Raw genomic sequence first — 21425 nt, 5'->3', positions numbered from 1 at the left:
AGCCTGTCTCCAACTTTGTAAAGTACTAAAACCCTGACATCTAAACAAAAAAAAATTAAGGATTTAGAATATTCAACTTTGATTGAGTATCTAATTTTTCTCGAAGCGATTTTAATAGGAATTGAAATTTTGCGGCTTCTCCCGGAGAAAAAAATTGGTTTGTTGTTTTTTCTCTGGAGGAGAAGCTGAACGCAATTTCCTTTGCATGAATGATTTTATCGGCGACTTCCATCGGAACAAAAGAGGAAATTCGAACGGAATCAGAATAATCGGTTCCCACTTTGCGAAGATTAAACCAGGCTCCGTCAAGTTTTAAGGAAACTCCGACCGGAAAACTGACCTCGAAAGAACTGAGATAATAATCTAGAAAGATAGATTTTTCGGAAGTTGAATTTTTAAAAACACCTCGAAAATTTAAGGATCGAGTGTCTCCACCGAAGCAAAAAAGATGAAACCCAGTACAGAGAGAATCCGAATTGAATAAAACCTGTTCGAGAGCTGGTTCGGGAGTTCGGCGGATAGAATCGCCGGAAGAACAGCCGATTCCAGTAAACAGACTGAAACAAAAAAGAAAAATGAAAAACAAAATCTTCAAAAGCTCCCCCAAAATGTTTCCCCAATTTTTTTAGTATACCTTGGATTTGAAAGAAAATTCCAATGAATTCTCCATAAGAACCGGAGAATCCAAAAAAAGAAGATCAAATTTCGTCTTTGAAGAACTTTTCTTAAACTAGGATTTTTTCCGTAACAAAGCCAAGCAAAAATTCAATTTTCAAGGAATCGCATTCTTGAAATCTTGGTAGGTAAATGATTTCATTTCCAAAAGATAAGATCAATGTTCTCCTTCTCGAAAACGTTCATCAAGATGCGTTTGATATGTTCAAAAAGGACGGTTTTAATGTGCGTCTTCTCCCCGCGGCCTATTCGGCGAAAGAACTCTTGGATGAAATTGAAAATGTCCATGTTCTGGGAATTCGAAGTAAAACCAACGTAACTCCCGCCATTTTAGAAAAAGCCAAAAGACTTTTGACAATCGGTTGTTTTTGCATCGGAACCAACCAAGTAGATCTTTCCGGAGCGGAAAAAAAAGGAATTCCCGTATTCAATGCCCCTTATTCCAACACTCGTTCCGTCGCAGAACTCGTAATTTCCGAAATCATCATGCTCGCCAGAAGAGTTCCGGATCATATCCGAAATACTCATTCCGGAATTTGGAACAAAATATCCAAAAATTGCTTCGAAGTTCGAGGTAAAACGATCGGAATCGTAGGTTATGGTCATATCGGAAGCCAAGTCTCCGTTCTGGCAGAAGCGATGGGAATGAAGGTCATCTACTACGACATTCAAATGGTTCTTCCTCTCGGAAACGCAACTCCGGTCGAAAGTTATCAGGAACTTTTGAAGAACTCTGATTTCATCACATTCCACGTTCCGGAAACTCCTCAAACGATGAATCTCTACGGAAAAAAAGAAATCGAGATCACCAAAAAAGGTGCCTACATGATTAACCTTTCCAGAGGGAAAGTTGTAGATCTGGAGGCGCTTGCACAAGCAATCCAATCCGGCCATATTTCCGGAGCGGGAATCGACGTTTTTCCACAAGAGCCCGAATCGAACAACGATCCGTTTTTAACTCCAATGCAAAATCTGCCTAACGTGATTCTTACCCCGCACATAGGAGGCAGCACCGAAGAAGCACAAAAAAACATCGGTTCCGAAGTCGCGAGTAAACTTTTAAAATTCGTAAACAACGGTTCGACTACTTTTTCCGTAAATTTTCCGAACCTCGAAATCACACCATTGCCGTCTGGTCAGTATAGAATTCTAAACGTTCATAAAAACCAACCCGGCTTTTTAAAGGACATCAACTCCATGGTTTCGGAAATCGGCGCAAACATCAGCTCCCAGCACTTGGGGACCAGCGCGGAAATCGGCTATCTATCGATGGTGATCGACAAATCCGTTGGAGACGAACTTAAGGAAAAAATCGAAAAACATCCGTTTTCGATTAAAACTCGAATTCTTTACTGAACGTTTCGCTATTACCGAAAGTAGTCGCTAAAATATAATAAAAATTTAATATAATAAACCCGAGACCCCGGAAGAAATTTTAAGATTTTGCTTGATCGAATCCCGCGGAGTTTTGCATCGTTGTGCCATGCATTACAATAGAATTCCAAACACAGTCACGGTCTATTTGAACCGGTTGACCGGTCAAAACCTTCGGTTGGCTGAAAATATCCTGAAAGGCTTGCTCCATAGAACCGATTCTCCCGTTGAACCTGGAACGATCTTAGAACTCAAACTAGGAACGATTAGTCTTTCCGGAGCGATTCAAATTCCGGTCAAAGTGATCCGTTGCGACAAAATTTCGGAATCGGAGTATGATCTCTATATGAACTATACGGAAAAAGATTTTAATAAGATCCAAGAGATTGAAGACTTAATTAGAGACCTTTCTTAAGCGATCCATTTATAAAATGTGCGCTCCAGTTGATTCGTTTTTACTTAGATTGACCAATTAGAATATTCGCAATCTCTCTATCTTTTCTGTTGAGGCAAAATTCGCTTCTTACTACTCGGGCGCATGAAAAGAATACTGTAATAAGTTTGTTTCAAAAGTTAGAATGTTCGATCTTCTTCAAAAAAGCTAACAATTCTGGATAATTTTGTGAGGCCCTCTTATTTTTGCAAAAATCGCCTGTTAATTCTTGATACTATTTTCATGCGTCGAGTAGTATAAGTACCAAAATCTCAAATCAGATTTTAATTTTTTCAAAATTGATTCTTTGCCCGTTAACCTTTTCGACAATCTTTGTACGAATTGACAAAGAAGTTCCCATAAGAAATCTAATTCTATATGAACCCATTTTCCTCAATGCCCGAAGCGGATACGAAAGAGTTTGCGGCGTATTTTCAAGAACAAGACCTATTTTCCCATAAAATCGGTTATCAAATTCTCTCCGTTAGCCCAGGAAAAAGCGAATACGAAATCAAGGTCGACGACTCTTTTTTCAATCCGGTTAAGATCGTTCACGGAGGCGCACTTTTTTCCGCAATGGACAGTTCGGCCGGAGCTGCAATGGCAGCTTGGATTCGATCTTCCAATTTAAAATATAAGTTTATGGCAACCGCAACCGCCGAAATCAAATATCGTAAAAGCGTTACAAAAGGAAAAGTGAGGATTAAAAGCGAAATCACGGAACAAAAGCGTTCGATTATAAAATTGACTTCCCAAGCCTTCGACGAAGAAGGGAGCTTGGTCGCAGAATTATTCTCCACCTGGGTAGTTAAATTAACATAAGTTCGGCCTAAGAAAAATTGAGCGAATAAGAAACTAAAGTGTTGCTCTCTAACATAACCAACCCCACAAATACTTGGATCCGAAGATAAATCTGTCGGAATTCCGACAGTGAAACTTACGCCCCCGCAGAGCGACCTATCTCGCGACCCTTCGGGAGCGAGATTTGAGTTTAGGAAAGCTCTGCGCCTGAGTTCCTTCAGGCGCGCCTCTTAGGAAGCGTTGTGCCCGAGTTTCCCTTATTTTTGGGTGGAGGCGGAAAGGTTCGGGAAATTTTTCTCTATCAGAAAATGATAAACTGATATTTTTCAAGTGTTCCGACAAGAATGATGCTTTTTACTTGCAAAAAGTATCCCAAAAGCCTTCTTAATTTGCGAGTAAGGTTATGATAGGAAAGCGTTGTGCCTGATTTTGGGTGATTACTCATCTCTACATAATAGAATGTCCAAAATTCTGCGTCTAAGCGCGGAATTTGTGTCCAAATTAACGGTACTCTATTTTATAGGGATCGGTAAAGTATATCGAATTCACGTTAAAAAGCAATCCTCGCCGAAAAAGAAATCTCCGAGACAAAATCGAAGTTTTAACTTTCGCTCCCTCTTTCAAAAAACTACGCCGCAAAATACAATTGGAACCTATTTTGTAAGAACGATCCAATCCATAAAATAACGACCATCGATCGTATTCTCTTTTATTTTCTGAAAGAGGGAATCAATTTTTAATCTGATATTTTTCGTAAGATTTTTTTTAAACCGATCTAGAATGGATTCTCTCCCATCAAGCTACAAAAAATTCCGCGCGACTGATACTCGCAATCTCCACGGCGCTCGTAAGATTCTTTGAAGGAAAATACACGACTTGTTCGCCCACCATTTTACGATTGCGGTCCAATTCCACACGAGAACCGTCTTTGAGATACAAAACGATATCGATCCCGCGATAATTGATGTATCTTTCCAACTGATTCTTAAACTTTGCACCCTGCTCTTGCATGAAAACATCCTTAAAAATTGTTGAAGAAATGTTCCGGAAATACGGGTGAAAGTACAAGCTTTTTTTTATAAATGAGACACTTTTTATTCGGAAGTCAACGGAATCTTTTCCTGAAGAACCCAAGTTGTCCCGTCGTCTATGGAAACATAACGTTTCAAGGCCGATCCATTGACAAATGAATGTAGCTTCTCCGTCCCTGAATTTGTCCCAAAAACACCCAATGCGGCAGTATAACTCGGAACCGGATCCGTGTCGTATTGCGGAGCTGGAAGCGCCAAACCCTCTTGACTGATCCGAGTCCAAGAAACTCCCACATCCGCGCTTCTATAAAGATAAGTAGACGGAGTTATCTTCGCACTCGGAATCGCTACAAAAGATAAAAATGTAACCGGACCAACGTTGAAGGAACGCACGAATTCGATGACATCCGTTGCGAGAAGAGAGGTTGCAGAGACGACTTGCTGATTCGAGTTCCCGGGAGAGGTAAGAGGTCCTAAGGAAGTAATATCCCCTGGAGTCGTAGTAATTCGAATCGAATCGTTTGTATGTTCTATATAATGCGATTGGATAAGATCCGGTTGGATATCGAAATGATTCGTTCCCGCAAACGTGTCGAAAGGAGCCGACTTATAGTTTGCAACTAAAGCGACCGGATTAATTCCGAATGCCGTAGCCGTCCCATCCGTAACATAAAATAAATAACTAGCTCCGGAAATCGAGTCAACACACCAACCCACCGCATTATTATGCGCGACATAGGTACAATTAGTAGAGATAGGTCCCGGAATTGTAATTCGATTGGTAAAATCGCTGTCTACGTTATAGCAAGTGGTGGCATTCGTTGAAATCGGTTGTTCGCAAAAAACCCCTTTTTCCACAACCCCTACGTTATACGCACCGAAACCGACGATTTTTTCTCCCGAAATTGCGGGAAACACTTTTGCGAAAGTCATTCTGTTTCCGGATTGCGGAAGCGCGAAACCGGCCCAATAATAATATTCGTAAGTGGAAGCGCCCGAAGTATCCGCGCTTTTGACTTCGAAAAGAATAGAATACTTATTATTCGTATTTGCCGGATTGTAACCGTATCCGATCATACTCGCAACCTGATTCCCAACCATCGGAATATTGGTAGGAATCATATCCGTTGAATTTTCATTCGCGACAATTAGGTCGATTCGATTTTTCGGATTATCCGAATAACCAAAGTTTCTCCGGATATAAGAAACATACGTATCCGTGTTCGCTTTACGAAACGCGGAGTGTCGATTCATCATAAAATTCGTATACCCTTCCTTGGAAGAGGAAAGAAACGCCCGAATTAAACTGAAAATTCCGACGGAATCGAAAGGACTTTCCTCGAACTTATAACAATTCAAAAACGCCAGTAACATTAGAATAAAATAATATTTTTTCATATAAAATTTCTAAAAAAACCAGTTATATCGAACTTCCGCTCTCCAATCCGTCATCTTCGAGTTTAGAAAGTTAGTCTCTCTCATGGAATCCAATTGGATTCCTTTGCGAAGAATTGCCCCGCCTGGAGCAACGATTTTTTCCTTTTCCCAATTTACGCCCGTAAAATAAGAATGTGTTAGCTGGATGAAATAAATCAGGACGGTTCCGGTCACAATATTTTCATATTCATCAACCGACTTCTTATACTCGGAGCGTTTCCCATTTAGAATCGCTTCTCTGATCAGAAGATTTTCACTGATTTGCCCGACAAGCGCGGCATCTTTATATTCGGATTTTTTTCTCTCGATTTCTTCGGTGGAAAGTACGGTCAGTACAATTCCTCCCCAAAAAAGCGCCCCGTAAAATATACCGATTTTTTTGTGATTTATTTTATAATGTCCCCAACCGGGAAGAACGGCCGATCTCCAAATTAGATCCCAACGACTTCTCGTCCTAAAATTCCGTATTTCCGATTTAGATAGAATCGTATCTTTTTTGATTTTTTTTTTATCGCCTGTCGATTTAAATTCCCGGGTCTTAGCTTCTTCTTTCTTACGGATTTGCTTGGCTTCCTCTTCGCTTACGTCTTTGTAAATTACCTTGAGAACTCCATTTTTAGATAAGGTCTGAACGCTTCCATTTTCCATACGAATTGTTATGATTTTTTCGTTTTGAACAGTAACTTTACCTTTAATCGAGGTTCCATCTTTTAAAAGAATCGTCTGCGCACTCCAAAGAGAAAACGAAGAGAACATAAAAAGGATTACAATCGATCGGAATGGGAAAATCATTCTATTCTGTAAAAAATCCATCTGAATTTCACAAAAGAATTCTTAGAATTTCCGTTTGAAAACGAGGCTGAATTCTTTCCCAAGGGACGTTAACCGACCGCAATTCCTATTATCAATATTTTTTTATTCAACGATCTAGAAACCATTTCAAAAACATCTCAATTATATTTCGATGGAACTCTAGAACAAACTCTTAAATTGGTCCGCGGATTCGATTTGAGAGCCAAACTAAGGGCCACACCTGAAACGTCGTTTCCACTGCGACAAGATTTCACTTTGAGTTGCCCGACCGAAAACTTTTCGAATTTCGTTTTACAATCCACAAAGGGACATCTACAAATTGCGAATTAATTAGAATAACTTAATATTTCTTTTGGCTACAATAACTCGGTTTTGAACGATCCTAAAATCCTAACTACTTAGAAAGAAAATCGTGTTTGGCGTAGAATTCGTTTAACAATTCTTCCAGTTTTTCGGGTTGGTCGTGGTGCATATTGTGACCCGCGTTTTCCATTTCGACATATTCTAGATGTCTAAAATGGGAAAGGATTTCTTCCCTATTTTCAGGCATGAGATGCGTTTCTTTTCCGTAAATAATAAGTGTCGGAGAAGAAATACACTCCCAGAGATGACGAGTCAGATACGGAGAAAAGATGAAAGGGAATCCTCTTTTGTAAAGAGGATCGTTTTTCCATTGAAATCCGGTATCCGTCTTTTTAGAAAGATAAGTCGCCAAATCTCGAACTTTTTTCGGATCCAATCTAGGATAAACGGGTTTCAAACGAATTGTCAATTCGTCTAAATTCGAAAAACTTTTATTCTTTCTTTCCCTAGTCCCAACTTCGTTGTTCTCGAGCGTATCTAACCAAGCTTTCAGACGTTTCTTTTCAAACTCCGGATTTTGAATCGACATAAAACCTTCCAGACAAACCAGACTTAAAATCTTCTCCGGATAAATTCCCGCAAATCTTGCTCCGATTCCTCCCCCCATCGAATGACCTAAGATATGAAACTTTTCGGGAAGAAATTTGGAAACGAACGTCTTTACATCCACGAGAGTTTGGATGAAGTGATAGTTCCCCTCCCGAAGCCATTCGGAATCCCCATGACCTCTATAATCGAATCGATAAATATCGAAATGTTTGGTTAAAAACGGAAACTGATAGAGAAACGTATCCGATGCATCTTGAAATCCGTGAAATAAAAGTATCGAATGTTTCTTTTCGTTTTTATGAATTTTATAAGAAAGATTATATCCTCCAGATTGAAAAAAACCGCTTTCTATCTCACCCATATCAGCCTCTAAATAATTCCCGCCATTCTTTCGGAAGACTTGGAATACAGAAAGTAGAAACTTTTTCGACAAGAAGTTCGTCTCCTTCGTAAAGGTTTAAGATCCGATCCAAACTTTGAAGTAAATCGAATATCGTCTGCCTTCCCTTTTCGCTCAAATCTCCAGATTTGAAAACCGCTTCCAATTTTTCCTTGGACCTTTCCGCCTGCATCCTAGATCCTCGACCGTTCGGCTTTCCATATATCTTATGAAGAGAAACGGAAAGCTGGATGATTCCTTGAAGAAAGATCTTCCTAATCCCGAAATCCTTTTTCCATTGAAACTCAAGCACCTCGTGCGCCTCGAAGTATTTTCCCTCTCGGAACAATCTTTCTCCGTTTTGATAAGCGAAATCGATTGTCTCTTCCGGATCGGAAGTAGAGGTAATATGTTCTAAAAGAGCTATGATTTCAGGATCAAACTTCAAATCTTTTCCAATCCTGGTATTGAATATCGCTCGCGGGCGCCTCAAAGGAAAGACTCGCATCCTTCACGTATTCCTCCCTTCTCATCCCGAGTAGAACCACACCTTCTCCTAGGGAAGAGTGAAGCAGATGAAGTACTATCGTGGAAAGGTTCCAACCCTGATACTTCGGATAACACTTTAGAATTTCCTCATAGAGTCCGCTTCTATCCAGAACGTTTTTTTCAAACACATACTGTTCTAAAATGGGGAGCGCCTCGTTCAGAGTTTCGATGTATTCGGTTTGCGCTTTTTGTCCGCCTATCTTTTCGATCTGAGAAATCAGTTGTTGTAAAATCGGGATCACGGTTCTTTCCAAAAACTGATTCAGATGATCCTGGTTTTGAAACTGATCTATATACGGTTCGGTTACGGTTCGAAAAGTATATTTGACCGAGCCTTGGGGCAGAATCGAAAGCGATTTTTCTTCTCTTTCGTAGATTGCCTCTAATTTCTTCTTCAAAAGTAGTATAACGTCCCCGCTTTTTTTCTTTGGGTCATAAGAAAGTCTGCGAATGTTTCCGGAACTTGAGATTGCGTTTAACGGACGATTGATCAGAGGTAAAAGTCCGTTCTCATGGATGAGAGAAACTAAATTTTTTCCTTCAAACTTTGGATCCAAAAATCCGTTTTCCAAAAGATTTCCCGGAAATTGGACAACTGCAAAACCGGATTCATCCAATCCGAGTTCATCTTGAATTTCCTTTGCAATCCTTAAGATTCGAGTCAGAGAAGTTGCGGTATATTTTTGCGAATCTTCCGGAAAAGTATTGGATGAGATCCCGTAATATAATATTTTTCCCTCTTTCCGCTTTTGTTCCAAAAATCGAAATGAGTTTTGAATCCTTTCGTAATATTGTTCGGTGGCCTTTTCCTTAGATACGTTATGTTTCTCTCGATCCATCAAAAAGTATTCCGGGTTGTGGAGAAGAAACACGTCTACGGTTTCCAAACCAAGCCGCTGAAGCGATCTCTCCAACTGATCCTCTAAGAAAAAAGGATGAATACAATGATAACATTCTTCCGAATAATAAGTAATTTCCGGAAATTCCCTATTTTGCTTCTCGAGTTCTGTTACGATCTGTAGGTTTCTCCCTTGGATATATCCGGCCTTAGTTACGATAAAAACATTTTCTCGTTTTAATTCTCCCGCTCTAATTTTTTTTCGAAGAACCTTACCGACTAAACTTTCACTTTCTCCGTTTCCATAATTGGAGGAAGTATCGATTACGTTAAATCCTTCCGAAAAGGAAAGTTCCATCGCCTTTTCGTGTTCGGGAGATTCGAGCCCTACTCTGTAACACCCGAATGCGATCCTTGACAACGTTCTCCCTCGAAAGGAAAAATAGGGGTTTAAAGTTTTCTTTTTATCCGATTTTTTTTTGGAAAGAGAATACTCTTTTGTCGCCTGTGGCTCGGAACTACCTTCGAGTCTGTTTTTTTGATAAAGTTCTTGGAACGGATCAGATGGGTTCATTGTTTTGTCCTTTCATTTCTCGAAAAGTTTCGTTACGCGACGCACCAAATTTCCCGGTGTACTGATTTTTGATCAGTGGATCTCTAATTGAGAAAGAATCTTAATAACTTTCGATTTTAGTATCAATTTTTTCCCTTCGAAATAAAAATGCTTTTCGTCTTAGCTCGTTTTTTTACTCTCATTTTAGAAAGTACGGGTTTCTTTTTAAGCCCATCTTTTTTGTTCATTCAAATTTTTCGATGAATTCTTTCCACCAATCAAATAGGAGAAAATGGTATGGATTTTAAAGCTGGATATCTCCGGTCTTCCATCGGGAGAAAAACTCTCGTGGCGGCGACCGGACTTGTTTATTTCGGCTTTGTGGTTGTTCATATGTTGGGAAATCTTCAGATTTTCCTTGGACAGGAAAAAATCAACGCATATGGTCAATCACTGAGAGATATTGCCCCTCTTCTCTGGGTAGCCAGAATTATTCTGATCGTTAGCTTTATCATACACGTTTATTACGCGATAAAACTTTCTATCGAAAACAAACAGGCCCGCCCGGTTCCCTATGCTAAAAAGAACACGGTGCAGGCGACCCTCCCTTCGAGAACCATGGCTCTAACGGGACTTTTAATTTTTTCCTTTATCGTATATCATTTGCTCCATTTCACGTTAGGAGTCACCAATCCGGACCATTTTGCGATGACGGATGCGAAAGGGAGACACGACATTTATACGATGGTAATTTTAGGTTTTCAAAATCCGATCGTCGCCGGTTCCTACATCTTTGCGATGTTATTGCTCGCTTCCCACATCAGTCACGGAGTCGCCAGCGTATTTCAGACGTTAGGCGCAACCACTCCTTCCTTAAGCGGTAAAATTAAGGCCGGAGCGATTTTTTTTGCTTTGATCATCTTTATTGGAAACACTTCTATCCCGCTTTCGATTTTGCTGGGATACGTTCACCCGTAATTCTTTGGAGAAACTTTTATGAGTTTAGATTCTAAAATTCCAAATGGCCCGATTGAGAAAAAATGGTCCAATCATAAGGCTAATATCAAGTTAGTCAACCCGGCCAACAAAAGAAAATTCAATATCATCGTAGTCGGTTCCGGTCTGGCAGGAGCTTCCGCATCGGCAACCCTCGCAGAACTCGGCTACAACGTTAAAACATTCTGCTTTCAAGACAGCCCTCGTAGAGCGCATAGCATCGCGGCTCAGGGAGGGATCAACGCCGCCAAAAATTATCAAAACGACGGAGATTCCGTCTATCGGTTGTTCTACGACACGGTGAAAGGCGGCGACTTTCGCGCAAGAGAAGCGAATGTTCACCGCTTGGCGGAAGTTTCCGTTAACATCATTGATCAGTGTGTCGCACAAGGAGTTCCTTTCGCGAGAGAATACGGAGGACATCTTTCCAACCGTTCTTTCGGTGGGGCTCAAGTTTCCAGAACCTTCTACGCAAAAGGTCAAACCGGACAACAGCTTCTCTTAGGCGCTTACTCAGCTCTTTCTCGTCAAATTGGGTTAGGTGCAGTAAAGATGTATCCTAGAACCGAGATGGTAGAGCTGATCGTGATCGACGGTCATGCAAAAGGAATCATAGTACGCGATCTTGTCACCGGAAAACTTTCCACTCACATGGCCGACGCGGTCGTACTGGGAACTGGAGGTTACGGGAACGTATTCTTTCTTTCCACAAACGCGAAAGGTTGTAACGTCACCGCGACTTGGAAAGCTCACAAAAAAGGGGCATTCTTTGCTAACCCGTGTTATACGCAAATTCACCCGACTTGTATCCCGGTTTCCGGAGATCATCAATCCAAACTGACTCTCATGTCCGAGTCTCTCAGAAACGACGGTAGGATTTGGGTTCCGAAAAACAAAGGGGATAAACGAAATCCGGCGGACATTCCTGAATCGGAAAGAGACTATTATCTCGAAAGAAAATATCCAAGTTACGGAAACCTTTCTCCACGTGATATCGCGTCTCGCGCGGCAAAAGAAGCCTGCGATGCGGGACTCGGTGTGGGAGAATCCGGTCAAGGAGTATATCTGGATTTCGCGGACTCGATCAAACGTCTCGGCGAAGACAAAATCCGAGATCGTTATGAAAACCTATTTCAAATGTATGAGCAAATCACCGGTGAAAATCCTTACAAACAACCGATGAGAATTTATCCCGCGGTTCATTACACAATGGGAGGTCTTTGGGTGGATTACAATTTAATGAGCAACCTTCCCGGCTTGTTCGTGATCGGTGAAGCGAATTTCTCGGATCACGGTGCGAATCGCCTTGGAGCCTCAGCTTTGATGCAAGGACTTGCGGACGGATATTTTATTCTTCCTTATACGATCGGAAACTATCTCGCGGGGGTGGGATTTAATTCTCATCCGAAAGAAGATCATCCGGAAGCAAAAAAGTCTTTGTCCGACGCGGAAGAAACTACTAAAAAACTTCTTTCCATCAACGGAAAAAGAACCGTGGATTCTTTTCACAGACAACTCGGAAAACTGATGTGGGACAAATGCGGAATGGCACGTAACGATAAAGGTTTAAAAGAAGCGTTATCCGAAATACCTAAAATCAGAGAAGAATTCTGGCAGAACGTGAACGTCCCAGGAAGCGGAGCGGAACTCAATCAGTCGCTTGAAAAAGCAGGAAGAGTCGCGGACTTTCTGGAATTCGCCGAACTTCTTTGCTTAGATGCGCTGACTCGGGAAGAATCCTGCGGAGGTCATTTCCGAGAAGAGCACCAAGAAGAAGGAGAGGCGAAACGAAACGACGATAAGTTCTGTCATGCCACAGCTTGGGAATTCAACGGAATCGGTAAAAAACCGACCGAACACAGGGAAAAACTGGAATTCGAAAACGTTCACCTCGCCACAAGGAGTTATAAATAATGGATCTGAAGCTCAAAGTCTGGAGACAAAAAAGCGGAGAAGCCAAGGGAAAAATCGTAGACTACGACGCGAAAGATATTTCCCCAAATATGTCGTTCTTAGAAATGCTTGATGTGGTCAACGAGGAACTGATCACTAAGGGAGAAGATCCGATCGCTTTCGAACATGATTGCCGCGAGGGTATCTGTGGTTCCTGCAATCTGATGATCAACGGGCAAGCGCACGGGCCTCACCAAGGAGTCACTTCTTGCCAATTGCACATGCGTTCCTTTAAAGACGGAGATACGATCTACATCGAACCGTGGAGAGCCAAGGCATTTCCCGTCATCAAAGATCTTGTAGTAGATAGAAGTGCGTTTGATAGAATCATTCAAGCGGGAGGTTTTATCAGCGTGAACACCGGAGGCGCTCCGGACGCAAACGCATTACCGATTCCTAAAGTAGATGCGGACGTTTCCATGGATGCGGCCACTTGTATCGGGTGCGGCGCTTGTGTAGCTTCTTGTAAAAACGCGAGCGCGATGTTATTCGTTTCCGCAAAGATCACTCATCTCGGCCTTTTACCGCAAGGTAAAGTGGAACAAAAAGAACGCGTGAAAAAGATGATCAACGCGATGGACAAAGAAGGTTTTGGAAACTGCACAAACCAATACGAGTGCGAGGCGGTTTGCCCTAAATCGATCAAGAGAGATTTTATCCGTACATTAAACAGGGATTATATTCTTTCTTAAACGATTGCGACGGACGGAGACAACGGTTTTTAAAACTGACAATCTCGTTGAAGAGCAATGGTCTTTCGATCCTTTGAAAATGAATCGAAGCCGGTTTTTCCAAGATTTCTGTTTTTGTTCGGAAACGATTTTCCTAAAGTCCGCGCGGTTTCGTGTAGAAACGAAGAAGACCGTTTTTTAAACATAAATTGCATCAAAGCCGCCTTTAAAAGGACGGCTTTTTTTACTTCTAACGCAAATTCCGCGATTGAAAATTATAGATGATTTTCACTCAAAGAATCGCGATTGATATTTCTTAAATGCTAAAAAAATCCGATTCGAAAGATTTTTCATTCTTTCCATCGTTTAAGAATTCTAAAAAACGTGAGTTCGGCGTAAGAAAGTTTGGGCGAATAAGAAACTAAAGTGCAACGACTCCCTGAACTCAGCGCAGAGCTTTCCTAAGGGTCGCTCTACGGGTCGAAACATATAATCGCTTTCGCATTTTGTTATACCGAACTCACGTTAGTTATGGTTTTAGAATTAATGACTACGAATCTTTAATTCAAATTTTTCGCTCCAACTCCGAAGAAATCAAAGAACAAATTTTAAAAATTTTTCCAAGATTTCAACTTCTTAAAATTGTTTCCAATCTACCACATTCTGAAAAAAAGACAACTGAACGGAATCTTTTTCAAAATGAAAGTAGCACATGATTCAAAAGAATGGGGAATAGACTTAACAGAATGCATTCTTAGAATAAAAAACGAAAAAGCAAAGCCATATTTAAAACTACTTTCAGATTTTATACTGGAACGAGAAAAATTTAAAAATTCTCAGTCCATACATGCAATATTCAAACACATCAACCAAAATATTGTTTACGAGTCATTTTGAGAATTTGATTATATACATAGTGAAATAATAAAATTTTTCGACTATTACATTCTAAAATAGATAAGGCCCTAATTTTCACACTACATAGTCGAACGATTAGGACAAGATGATACATATACAAAAACTCGGGACATATACCTTTGTAATGGAGTTTATGGGTGGGACTTATTGTTCTCAAGTAAAAGCAAAAGACTTGAAAACAGCTTTAAATTCATGGACTCAAATTTTGACCAGGGACAGACTTGAAATTAAACATCTAACATTGAACAAACTAAAGAAGATCAAGGAAGAGATTCAAGATGGAGAAAGGCCAACAAAACTTAAGGGACTCAAGAATATTTGGTTCACCTCATTTCTGACAAAAGAGAAGGTTATACACGTTAACATTATAAAGACGGCCAGTCGCTAACAAAATGCTCCAATTCCTTCGGAATTTCTGCTACAACCCAACTTTCGCATTTATTGTATCGAACTCACGTTATCCTTACGATGTCTTTTCAATCTCCCCAAAATCTTTAGAATTTTTCGAAACAAAATCAAAGAGCAACTCTGTCAGGTTATCGGGATACTCATAAAATTTGCTATCAATAGACTCTAAATTTTCCAACACTCCATCAGGGAATTCAGAAGCTTCATCTGAGATTTTTTGAGGATCTGAGGGAAGGCCTTTCGGAAAGGCAATTTTAATTGCATCGCTGCAGATTTGAGCCATTTTTTCAGCACCTATAGTTTTCAGAGCTTCGATCGAAAAACGAACGGTCTCAGCGCTACCATTTGAAAAATACTGAATAAACCCGCCATTATTTACTTCAGATTCTAATGACCAAATCGTTGAAAATACTTTTTGTTCCTTTGACTGTTTTAGAAAATCCTTTTTACCGAAGTCGCTTTTTTAGACTCCGAAAGCGAAATTAGCATCTCATTTTTGTTCATTTTTCCCCCAGGAATATTAGAGACATCTGATTTATGATTCCTCACCGTCCAAGACAGGTTCTTGGTCCAGCAATTTCACATAACGGAGTGAGGCTTAGCAGTGCTTTATAACTACCCTATCTTTTAAGTTCTTCTTCTACTTTATCTGAAAGTAAAAATTTTATTACTCATCCCTATAAAATAGAATACCGTTCATTTGAACACAAATCCCACGTTTAAGTTTAGGCGCAGAATTTTGAAGACTCTATTATGCAGAGATGAACAAAGATTGATACGGAATATCTTTCTTGTTCGCCATAACTTTCAATCTATCAATTAATGCTTCAGGTAATCTTAGAGAGATCATTTTTGTTGTATACTTTAAATTTGGGAAAGATATTTTTTTAGCCTTTGAATAATCGGTGTAACCCGCGGATCATTCTTGGACCAAAAATCAATTTCAGAGCGTTCTGATTTTAAATGAGGTATTTTTTTACGAGTTTTCATAGATTTTTCTTTCCCGAGGAGTCATTTCACGAACTGAAATTGGTTTTATCCTTTCGAATTGTTATTACAGCGAATAACTTTCTTCCTTCATTCGTAATTCCTAAAACAATATATCGATTTTCTTTCCCCGAATAGTAATATCCGACACTACAAGTAAAGGGGCGTTAAAAAGGATTTCCTCTATTTCTCCAGGCTTTACTTTATGCTTTTTCCAATTCTTTTTATTGCCTAAGTCCCAAACGAAACCTGCGATTTGGCTTAAGAGCGTGTCCCAAAACCTGGTTGTACCGATAGTTTAAAGAAATAAAACTGACTACTGGTCCCTATAAAAATAAGTACCTAAACGCCAGCTTGTCTCCAATAACTATCGAAACTGAAGGTATCTGATTTCAATATTCTTAAAGTAGATCTTGTTCTTTGAATCAATTGGCTAAGATTCTCCGGACAAAAATTAGCCATATAGTTTTTCTTCCAACGACACCAGATATATTCTTGCGGATTTAATTCCGGAGCATAAGGAGGCAAAAATTCCACTCGAAGTCTTTTCTCATTCTCTTTTAAAAATTCATTCATTGCTTTGCTTTTATGGGCAGATAGATTATCCCAGACTATTAAAATCTTTTTGCGATTTTCCTTTAGAAGTATATTTAAAAAATAAATAAGATCCTGGCTTTTAACAGAGCCTGTTATGATCTGAAAGTGAAAATCTTTTTTAGAAATAGCACCGATTACTGATAACTTTTTCCAAGACATCTTGTGACGAAGGATCGGTGTCTTTCCGATTAAGCTCCAAGTTTTTACCGTATATGGATTCTGGCTGATTCCGCTTTCATCTAAAAATATGACCTTAAACCCTTCATTCTCTGCTTTTTTTATACCGGGCCAAGTTTTCGTTTTCCAAGTTTCAATTGCTTTTTCATCTCTTTCCAACGCTCTTTTTTTAGGTTTTTGATACGAAAACCCTAATTGATGCAAGAAAGTTCCCACATAATCTTGATGATATGTTACTCCGAATTTTTTTCGTATGATTTCCAATACACGATACGTTGACCAGAGTTCATTCGGGTAACCGTTACTGATCAGACCTTTCAAGATGATTCCTTTTAATTCTTTCTTCTCTGAAATTTTCAACTTGGTCGGTCGACCTCGTTGACCATTCCATTTTACTCCTTCGATTCCTTCCGATTCATATGTATCTCGCCAACGCATTACCGATTGCTTACGTACGCCAAGCTCTTTAGCTATCCTATAACAACTATACCCACGTTCAAAGAGTCGAATGCCTTTCAATCTACGCTTTTCTAATTGTTTTAAATCTTTTTTATTTGTTATCTTCATGGGTTACAATTTTAGGCCACCTCTTTATTTGGGTACTATTTTTTACAGGGGTGGGTAGGTAGCCTTTATAATACAAGAAAACTTTATAGTTCTTTCCTGATTTCTAACTCCAATAGCATAAAATTTAACTGTGAAACCAAAATCTTAGATCAAGCTCATTTTAACTGAGTCAATGACTATAAACTGATTTTTTTAAATTTTGATGCAAACGTTTTAAACAAAACACATATGTTCTTTTAAGATCTCGATTTAAAAGAATCCAAAAAATTCCAAAGACCGCCTTGATGCAAATAAAGAGTACGTCCATTCCATTGCCCGCTTCGGATCAAAGCTTCGATCTCATACAACGTTTTTCCGGAATAAATCGGCTCAATCGGAATTTTATACTTTTCGTAAAACGATTTACAATATTCTAAAATTTCTATATTCCTTGACCCAAACCCTACTCTAATTTTCGAATCGATAATTTGATTTTCATCAATCTCTATCGTTTTTAGATCCAGAAACGTTTTCTTTTCGTTCAACCAAACAAGCATCTTTTTTTTTGAAAGCCCGATACAAACGCCTATCACAGGAATTCGATTTTGAAAAAAACGATTCGCAGACAACCAAGTTGTTCCCGAACCTAGATCGATCACAAGCCGATCGTATCGTTCAATCGGAATTTGCCCCCAGAGAGAATCCAACCCATCCAGCGCACCCCGACAAAAACCGTATTCCGGAATCAAAACTCCGTTCTCATCCGTATTTTTTATTATCTCGAATTCCTCAGCAATTTCAGACTCAATTTCAAAAACTTTTTTCTTCCATTCCGATCTGGAATTGTACTTTTTTAAGCAATGTGAATTCCTTCTTACAAAAATAGAATTAGCGCTGGTCTTATTCTGATCTCTCGCGTAACAGATCGTGTGGACCTTATATCCGAAATTATAAAACAAAAAGGAAAATGCAGCTAACGCGTTGCTGTGCAATTCTCCTTGTAAAACCACGTTCCGAATATTCTTTTTTTCTAATGCGAAATGAATTCCCAGAAATTTTCGAAACTTGGTTCCCATTCCGAAAGCGAGTCGATCGTCCTTTAGGACGGAAAGCTCACTCTCTTGAATTTTAAAAACGGTTTGAACGTAAATAGGAGAAAGACACGATCGAAAATAAACTCGGAGAGAATGCAAAAAATTGATTCTTAGGAAGAAATTTGAAAAAGAATTTAGATTTGTTTCGGTGACGAGGAAGCCGTGTTCAAAAATCGCAATGCGAAACTATCGACTAAAACATCCATTCTTTTCCTAAGATAGAAAACATTCTTATCCACTCTTTGAATATCGGATTTAAATTCAGAACGCAATTCATGGATATCGGATTTAAGTTCAGAACGCAATTCATGAATCTCAGAATGCAATTGAACCATTTCCATTCTTAGACTTTGATTTTCTGTTTTTGCCTCGGAACGAACTTCTTGAATTTCAGATTTTAGCTCCGACTTGAGTTCTTTAAACTCTGATTTGATATCTTTCCAAAAGATACGGAGGAAGCCGAAAAGGGAACCAAAACCTACGACTACCGACAACAGAAGAGCGTAAACAGGAAGAAAAGAAAAGTCCATAAAAAGAAATGAAACCAAAAATCAAAAGCGAATCAAGCTTTTTCTTGAAAAAGAAATTAGAAAAATCTTAATTGCTCGTTTTCAAAACGGCCAAGAAGGCTTCTTGAGGAATTTCCACGTTTCCAATCTGCTTCATCCGCTTTTTTCCTTCTTTTTGTTTTTCTAAAAGTTTTTTCTTACGAGTAATATCCCCACCATAGCACTTTGCGGTAACGTTTTTACGAAGCGCAGAGATACTTTCTCTTGCGAGAATTTTTCCTCCGACGGCAGCCTGAATCGGAATCATAAACTGATGTCTTGGAATCAAATCCTTCAACTTTTCGATAATTTCCCGTCCCCTCTGCTCCGCTTTTGTCCTATGAACGATCATAGAAAGAGCGTCCACGGGCTCTCCGTTTACGAGAATATCCATTTTCACGAGTTGAGAAACCTTATAACCGGAAGGTTCGTAATCCAAAGAAGCGTAACCTCTCGTAAAAGACTTGAGTTTATCATAAAATTCGAAAATAAGTTCGGCAAGAGGAAGTTCGTAAGTCAACTGAACCTTATCCTGAGTAAGATAAACCGTATCCAACCCAATCCCGCGTTTGTCCATCGCAAGGGCCATGATATTGCCAACGTATTCGTTCGGGGTAATCACGGTCGCTTTGACGTATGGTTCTTCCGTGGATTCGATTGAAGTAGGCTCCGGAAAACGGGACGGGTTATCGATTTCTTCTACTTCACCGCTCTTCTTTCGAATAATGTACTTCACAGAAGGAGCTGTCGTGATCAGATCAAGATTGAATTCTCTTTCCAATCTTTCCTGAACAATTTCCATGTGAAGAAGCCCGAGATATCCCACGCGGAATCCGAATCCGAGCGCGATCGAACTCTCCTTTTCAAATATGAGAGCGGCGTCGTTGAGTTTGAGTTTTTCGATCGCGTCCACAAGTTCGTCGAACTGCTCTCCGTTAATCGGGTAAAGCCCGGAGAAAACCATCGGTTTTGCTTCTTTGTAACCGGGAATCGATTCTTTCGTAGGATTGGAAAATAAAGTGATCGTATCTCCCGTCTTTGCGTCGGAAACTTTTTTGATTCCGGCGATGAGATACCCAACTTCTCCGGCTCCGAGACCATCGGTCGGAGTCAGTGTGATTCGGTTGATTCCGACTTCGTTTACGGTAAAATCCTTTCCCGTACTCATAATGAGAAAACGATCTCCCTTTTTGATACTTCCGTCAAAAACCCGGATCTTGATCACAACTCCCATATAAGGATCGAAATAAGAATCATAGATCAATGCTTTGAGAGGTCCTTTCGGATCCCCTTTCGGAGCGGGAATTTGTTTGGTAATTTGTTCGAGAACCTCTTTTACATTGAGACCGGTCTTTGCCGAAATCGCGACCGCCTTCTCGGAGTCCAATCCCAAACTTTCTTCGATCTGAACCTTTGTCTTTTCCACATCCGCCGCGGGAAGATCGATCTTATTCATGACGGGAAGAATTTCCAAATCTTGTTCCATCGCAAGATAAAGATTTGCAAGAGTTTGTGCTTCCACTCCTTGACTCGCATCCACAATCAAAAGAACTCCCTCACAAGCTTTGAGGGAACGGGAAACCTCATAGGTAAAATCCACGTGCCCCGGAGTGTCGAGCAAATTCATCGTGTATGTATGGCCATCGGCGGCGAGATAATCAAAGGTTGCGTTGTTGGCCTTGATCGTAATCCCTCTTTCTCTTTCGATATCCATCGAATCTAAAATTTGATCCTTTTTGGTTCGGTCATTCGTAACTTGACCGATTTCCAAAAGTCTGTCAGCCAAGGTGGACTTGCCGTGATCGATATGGGCTATGATGGAAAAATTACGGATGAATTGCTGTTTATCGCTCATGAGGGTACAATCCGATGATTTTCGGTATGGCCCTTCTCTGAAAAGCAAAATACTTGGAGAGTTTTTAGAGAAAGAATTAGATTTTCACCTTTTTTTGGAGAATTCGTTGTAATTTAGAAGTTTTACGGGACTCACACACCAAAAGTTTATTGGGAAACTCTTAGATCGATTTTCCCCAAAAACCGTCTTTTCACGAAAGAGATCGAAATCTCAGAAATAGATCGTTCGAACCTTAAAAATTTAGATCCTTAAAAACAATTCCGTCACATTCAGGAAAATTGCAGAAGGTTCCACTCCTAAAATCAACCAGGCAGTAAAACCCAAAACTATAGCGGAAACGGAGGGAATCAAAAGGTTATCGTCTACGAGACCGTTCCAATACGTCCCGCAGTAAAGTTCCGTAACCGCGGAAATCAAAATGGCAGGAATTAAGAAAATTAGACTATTATAAAATACAAAATCTTCCGTTCTCAAAAAATTCCGTTTATCGGACGTCTCGGAAAGATACATAAAAACAAAACCTACAATTGAACAAACAACGACGAACGCGACGATTCCTTCCACGGATTTTCCGTTGGAAAATCTGTGCTTTCCGTAGAATGTTCCGATCCAAGCGGCGGTCGGATCCCCGATTACGAGGAAAAGCATGGCAAGAATGGAAATCTCCGGAGGAAACAGAAGTACAACAAACGCACAGGAAAGAAAATAAGGGAGAGTGCCGTTCAATCTCGTCTTTTCTTCCTCCTTCATCAAAGCGCCTAGGATCGACAAAAAGAATCTTTGAAAGCCCGGAAATCGAAAACGAAAATATTCAAGCAGTACGATCGTTCCAAGACAAAACACCAAAGAAACGAAGACTACTGCTCGCGTGGCATTCAAA

The 21425-nt window shown here is 40.0% G+C and carries 20 protein-coding genes and 4 pseudogenes (1 of these 24 only partly in view); 9 read left to right on the top strand and 15 right to left on the bottom strand.

What is annotated here, in order from left to right; translation table 11 throughout:
- Nucleotides 1-55: 55 nt before the first annotated feature.
- Nucleotides 56-607 carry a hypothetical protein gene (locus tag FHG67_RS11015; RefSeq protein ID WP_004497860.1) on the bottom strand — a complete coding sequence of 184 codons (552 nt, stop codon included), beginning with the start codon at nucleotides 605-607 and terminating at the stop codon, nucleotides 56-58.
- A 200-nt stretch (nucleotides 608-807) separates the two neighbouring features.
- Here FHG67_RS11015 and serA point away from each other — a divergent pair, with 200 nt between their 5' ends.
- From serA to FHG67_RS11000, 3 genes are all read left to right on the top strand, one after another.
- Complete coding sequence (gene serA, locus FHG67_RS11010; protein WP_004497872.1) at nucleotides 808-2031, top strand: phosphoglycerate dehydrogenase; 1224 nt, start codon at nucleotides 808-810, stop codon at nucleotides 2029-2031.
- Nucleotides 2032-2158: 127 nt separating this feature from the next.
- Nucleotides 2159-2464 carry a hypothetical protein gene (locus tag FHG67_RS11005; RefSeq protein WP_026054600.1) on the top strand — a complete coding sequence of 102 codons (306 nt, stop codon included), beginning with the start codon at nucleotides 2159-2161 and terminating at the stop codon, nucleotides 2462-2464.
- 414 nt (nucleotides 2465-2878) lie between these two features.
- Nucleotides 2879-3304, top strand: a complete 426-nt coding sequence (locus tag FHG67_RS11000) for a PaaI family thioesterase (RefSeq protein ID WP_016759425.1) — start codon at nucleotides 2879-2881, stop codon at nucleotides 3302-3304.
- Between the two features lie 774 nt (nucleotides 3305-4078).
- Here the strand turns inward: FHG67_RS11000 and FHG67_RS10990 are convergent.
- The 6 genes from FHG67_RS10990 to FHG67_RS10965 all read right to left on the bottom strand — a co-directional run bounded on the left by FHG67_RS10990 (nucleotide 4079) and on the right by FHG67_RS10965 (nucleotide 9816).
- Nucleotides 4079-4294: a hypothetical protein gene (locus FHG67_RS10990; RefSeq protein ID WP_002620255.1), complete on the bottom strand. Its 216-nt coding sequence runs from the start codon at nucleotides 4292-4294 to the stop codon at nucleotides 4079-4081.
- Between the two features lie 83 nt (nucleotides 4295-4377).
- On the bottom strand, nucleotides 4378-5712 hold the full coding sequence (locus FHG67_RS10985; RefSeq protein WP_061230765.1) for an LIC11996 family lipoprotein: 1335 nt from the start codon (nucleotides 5710-5712) through the stop codon (nucleotides 4378-4380).
- A gap of 9 nt (nucleotides 5713-5721) precedes the next feature.
- Nucleotides 5722-6564 carry an LA_0442/LA_0875 N-terminal domain-containing protein gene (locus FHG67_RS10980; RefSeq protein WP_142499785.1) on the bottom strand — a complete coding sequence of 281 codons (843 nt, stop codon included), beginning with the start codon at nucleotides 6562-6564 and terminating at the stop codon, nucleotides 5722-5724.
- 394 nt (nucleotides 6565-6958) lie between these two features.
- Nucleotides 6959-7837 (bottom strand): alpha/beta fold hydrolase, encoded by an 879-nt coding sequence (locus tag FHG67_RS10975; protein WP_020984839.1) that lies wholly within the window; start codon nucleotides 7835-7837, stop codon nucleotides 6959-6961.
- A gap of 1 nt (nucleotide 7838) precedes the next feature.
- On the bottom strand, nucleotides 7839-8303 hold the full coding sequence (locus FHG67_RS10970) for a DUF309 domain-containing protein (protein ID WP_142499784.1): 465 nt from the start codon (nucleotides 8301-8303) through the stop codon (nucleotides 7839-7841).
- Nucleotides 8293-9816, bottom strand: a complete 1524-nt coding sequence (locus FHG67_RS10965) for an aldo/keto reductase (protein ID WP_010578255.1) — start codon at nucleotides 9814-9816, stop codon at nucleotides 8293-8295. The genes FHG67_RS10970 and FHG67_RS10965 overlap by 11 nt, the downstream gene beginning before the upstream one ends.
- 276 nt (nucleotides 9817-10092) lie before the next feature.
- On the opposite strand from FHG67_RS10965, the gene FHG67_RS10960 reads away from it, so the two are divergent.
- From FHG67_RS10960 to FHG67_RS10930, 6 genes and pseudogenes are all read left to right on the top strand, one after another.
- On the top strand, nucleotides 10093-10773 hold the full coding sequence (locus FHG67_RS10960) for a succinate dehydrogenase cytochrome B subunit, b558 family (RefSeq protein ID WP_004497856.1): 681 nt from the start codon (nucleotides 10093-10095) through the stop codon (nucleotides 10771-10773).
- A gap of 18 nt (nucleotides 10774-10791) precedes the next feature.
- A complete protein-coding gene (locus tag FHG67_RS10955) occupies nucleotides 10792-12705 on the top strand; it encodes a fumarate reductase/succinate dehydrogenase flavoprotein subunit (RefSeq protein ID WP_004497848.1) in 1914 nt (637 codons plus the stop codon).
- A complete protein-coding gene (locus FHG67_RS10950; RefSeq protein WP_004497874.1) occupies nucleotides 12705-13436 on the top strand; it encodes a succinate dehydrogenase/fumarate reductase iron-sulfur subunit in 732 nt (243 codons plus the stop codon). Before FHG67_RS10955 ends, FHG67_RS10950 begins: the two co-directional genes overlap by 1 nt.
- 503 nt (nucleotides 13437-13939) lie before the next feature.
- A pseudogene (locus tag FHG67_RS10940) lies at nucleotides 13940-14131 on the top strand (hypothetical protein); the annotation flags it as partial.
- Nucleotides 14115-14312 carry a hypothetical protein gene (locus FHG67_RS10935; RefSeq protein ID WP_002627931.1) on the top strand — a complete coding sequence of 66 codons (198 nt, stop codon included), beginning with the start codon at nucleotides 14115-14117 and terminating at the stop codon, nucleotides 14310-14312. The pseudogene FHG67_RS10940 and the gene FHG67_RS10935, both read left to right, overlap by 17 nt.
- A gap of 145 nt (nucleotides 14313-14457) precedes the next feature.
- Nucleotides 14458-14721, top strand: coding sequence for a hypothetical protein (locus tag FHG67_RS10930; RefSeq protein WP_004501379.1), 264 nt, complete (start codon nucleotides 14458-14460; stop codon nucleotides 14719-14721).
- Nucleotides 14722-14796: 75 nt separating this feature from the next.
- On the opposite strand, the pseudogene FHG67_RS10925 reads toward FHG67_RS10930, so the two are convergent.
- The 8 genes and pseudogenes from FHG67_RS10925 to FHG67_RS10890 all read right to left on the bottom strand — a co-directional run.
- Nucleotides 14797-15245: pseudogene (locus tag FHG67_RS10925) on the bottom strand (DMP19 family protein).
- Nucleotides 15246-15492: 247 nt separating this feature from the next.
- Nucleotides 15493-15731 (bottom strand): annotated as a pseudogene (locus tag FHG67_RS10920) (BrnA antitoxin family protein).
- Nucleotides 15718-16023, bottom strand: a pseudogene (locus tag FHG67_RS22685) (BrnT family toxin). Before FHG67_RS22685 ends, FHG67_RS10920 begins: the two co-directional pseudogenes overlap by 14 nt.
- Before the next feature lie 47 nt (nucleotides 16024-16070).
- A complete protein-coding gene (locus tag FHG67_RS10910) occupies nucleotides 16071-17069 on the bottom strand; it encodes an IS630 family transposase (protein ID WP_004500416.1) in 999 nt (332 codons plus the stop codon).
- A 236-nt stretch (nucleotides 17070-17305) separates the two neighbouring features.
- Complete coding sequence (locus tag FHG67_RS10905; RefSeq protein ID WP_004500384.1) at nucleotides 17306-18241, bottom strand: hypothetical protein; 936 nt, start codon at nucleotides 18239-18241, stop codon at nucleotides 17306-17308.
- Between the two features lie 35 nt (nucleotides 18242-18276).
- The gene (locus tag FHG67_RS10900; RefSeq protein WP_004500396.1) at nucleotides 18277-18672 is read right to left on the bottom strand and encodes a hypothetical protein; all 396 of its coding nucleotides are present in this window, start codon (nucleotides 18670-18672) and stop codon (nucleotides 18277-18279) included.
- A gap of 67 nt (nucleotides 18673-18739) precedes the next feature.
- Nucleotides 18740-20545: a translation elongation factor 4 gene (gene lepA, locus FHG67_RS10895; RefSeq protein WP_002614530.1), complete on the bottom strand. Its 1806-nt coding sequence runs from the start codon at nucleotides 20543-20545 to the stop codon at nucleotides 18740-18742.
- 240 nt (nucleotides 20546-20785) lie between these two features.
- A protein-coding gene (locus FHG67_RS10890; protein ID WP_004497839.1) for a diacylglycerol/polyprenol kinase family protein crosses the window boundary here: on the bottom strand, nucleotides 20786-21425 show its 3' portion. Its footprint extends 107 nt past the window's final position; only the last 640 of its 747 coding nucleotides appear in the window; its start codon lies off the right edge, out of view; the stop codon is at nucleotides 20786-20788.

Source organism: Leptospira weilii (assembly GCF_006874765.1).
GTDB lineage: Bacteria > Spirochaetota > Leptospiria > Leptospirales > Leptospiraceae > Leptospira > Leptospira weilii.
Note: the sequence above shows the minus strand (reverse complement) of the source record. Positions and strands in the feature narration are given on the sequence as shown.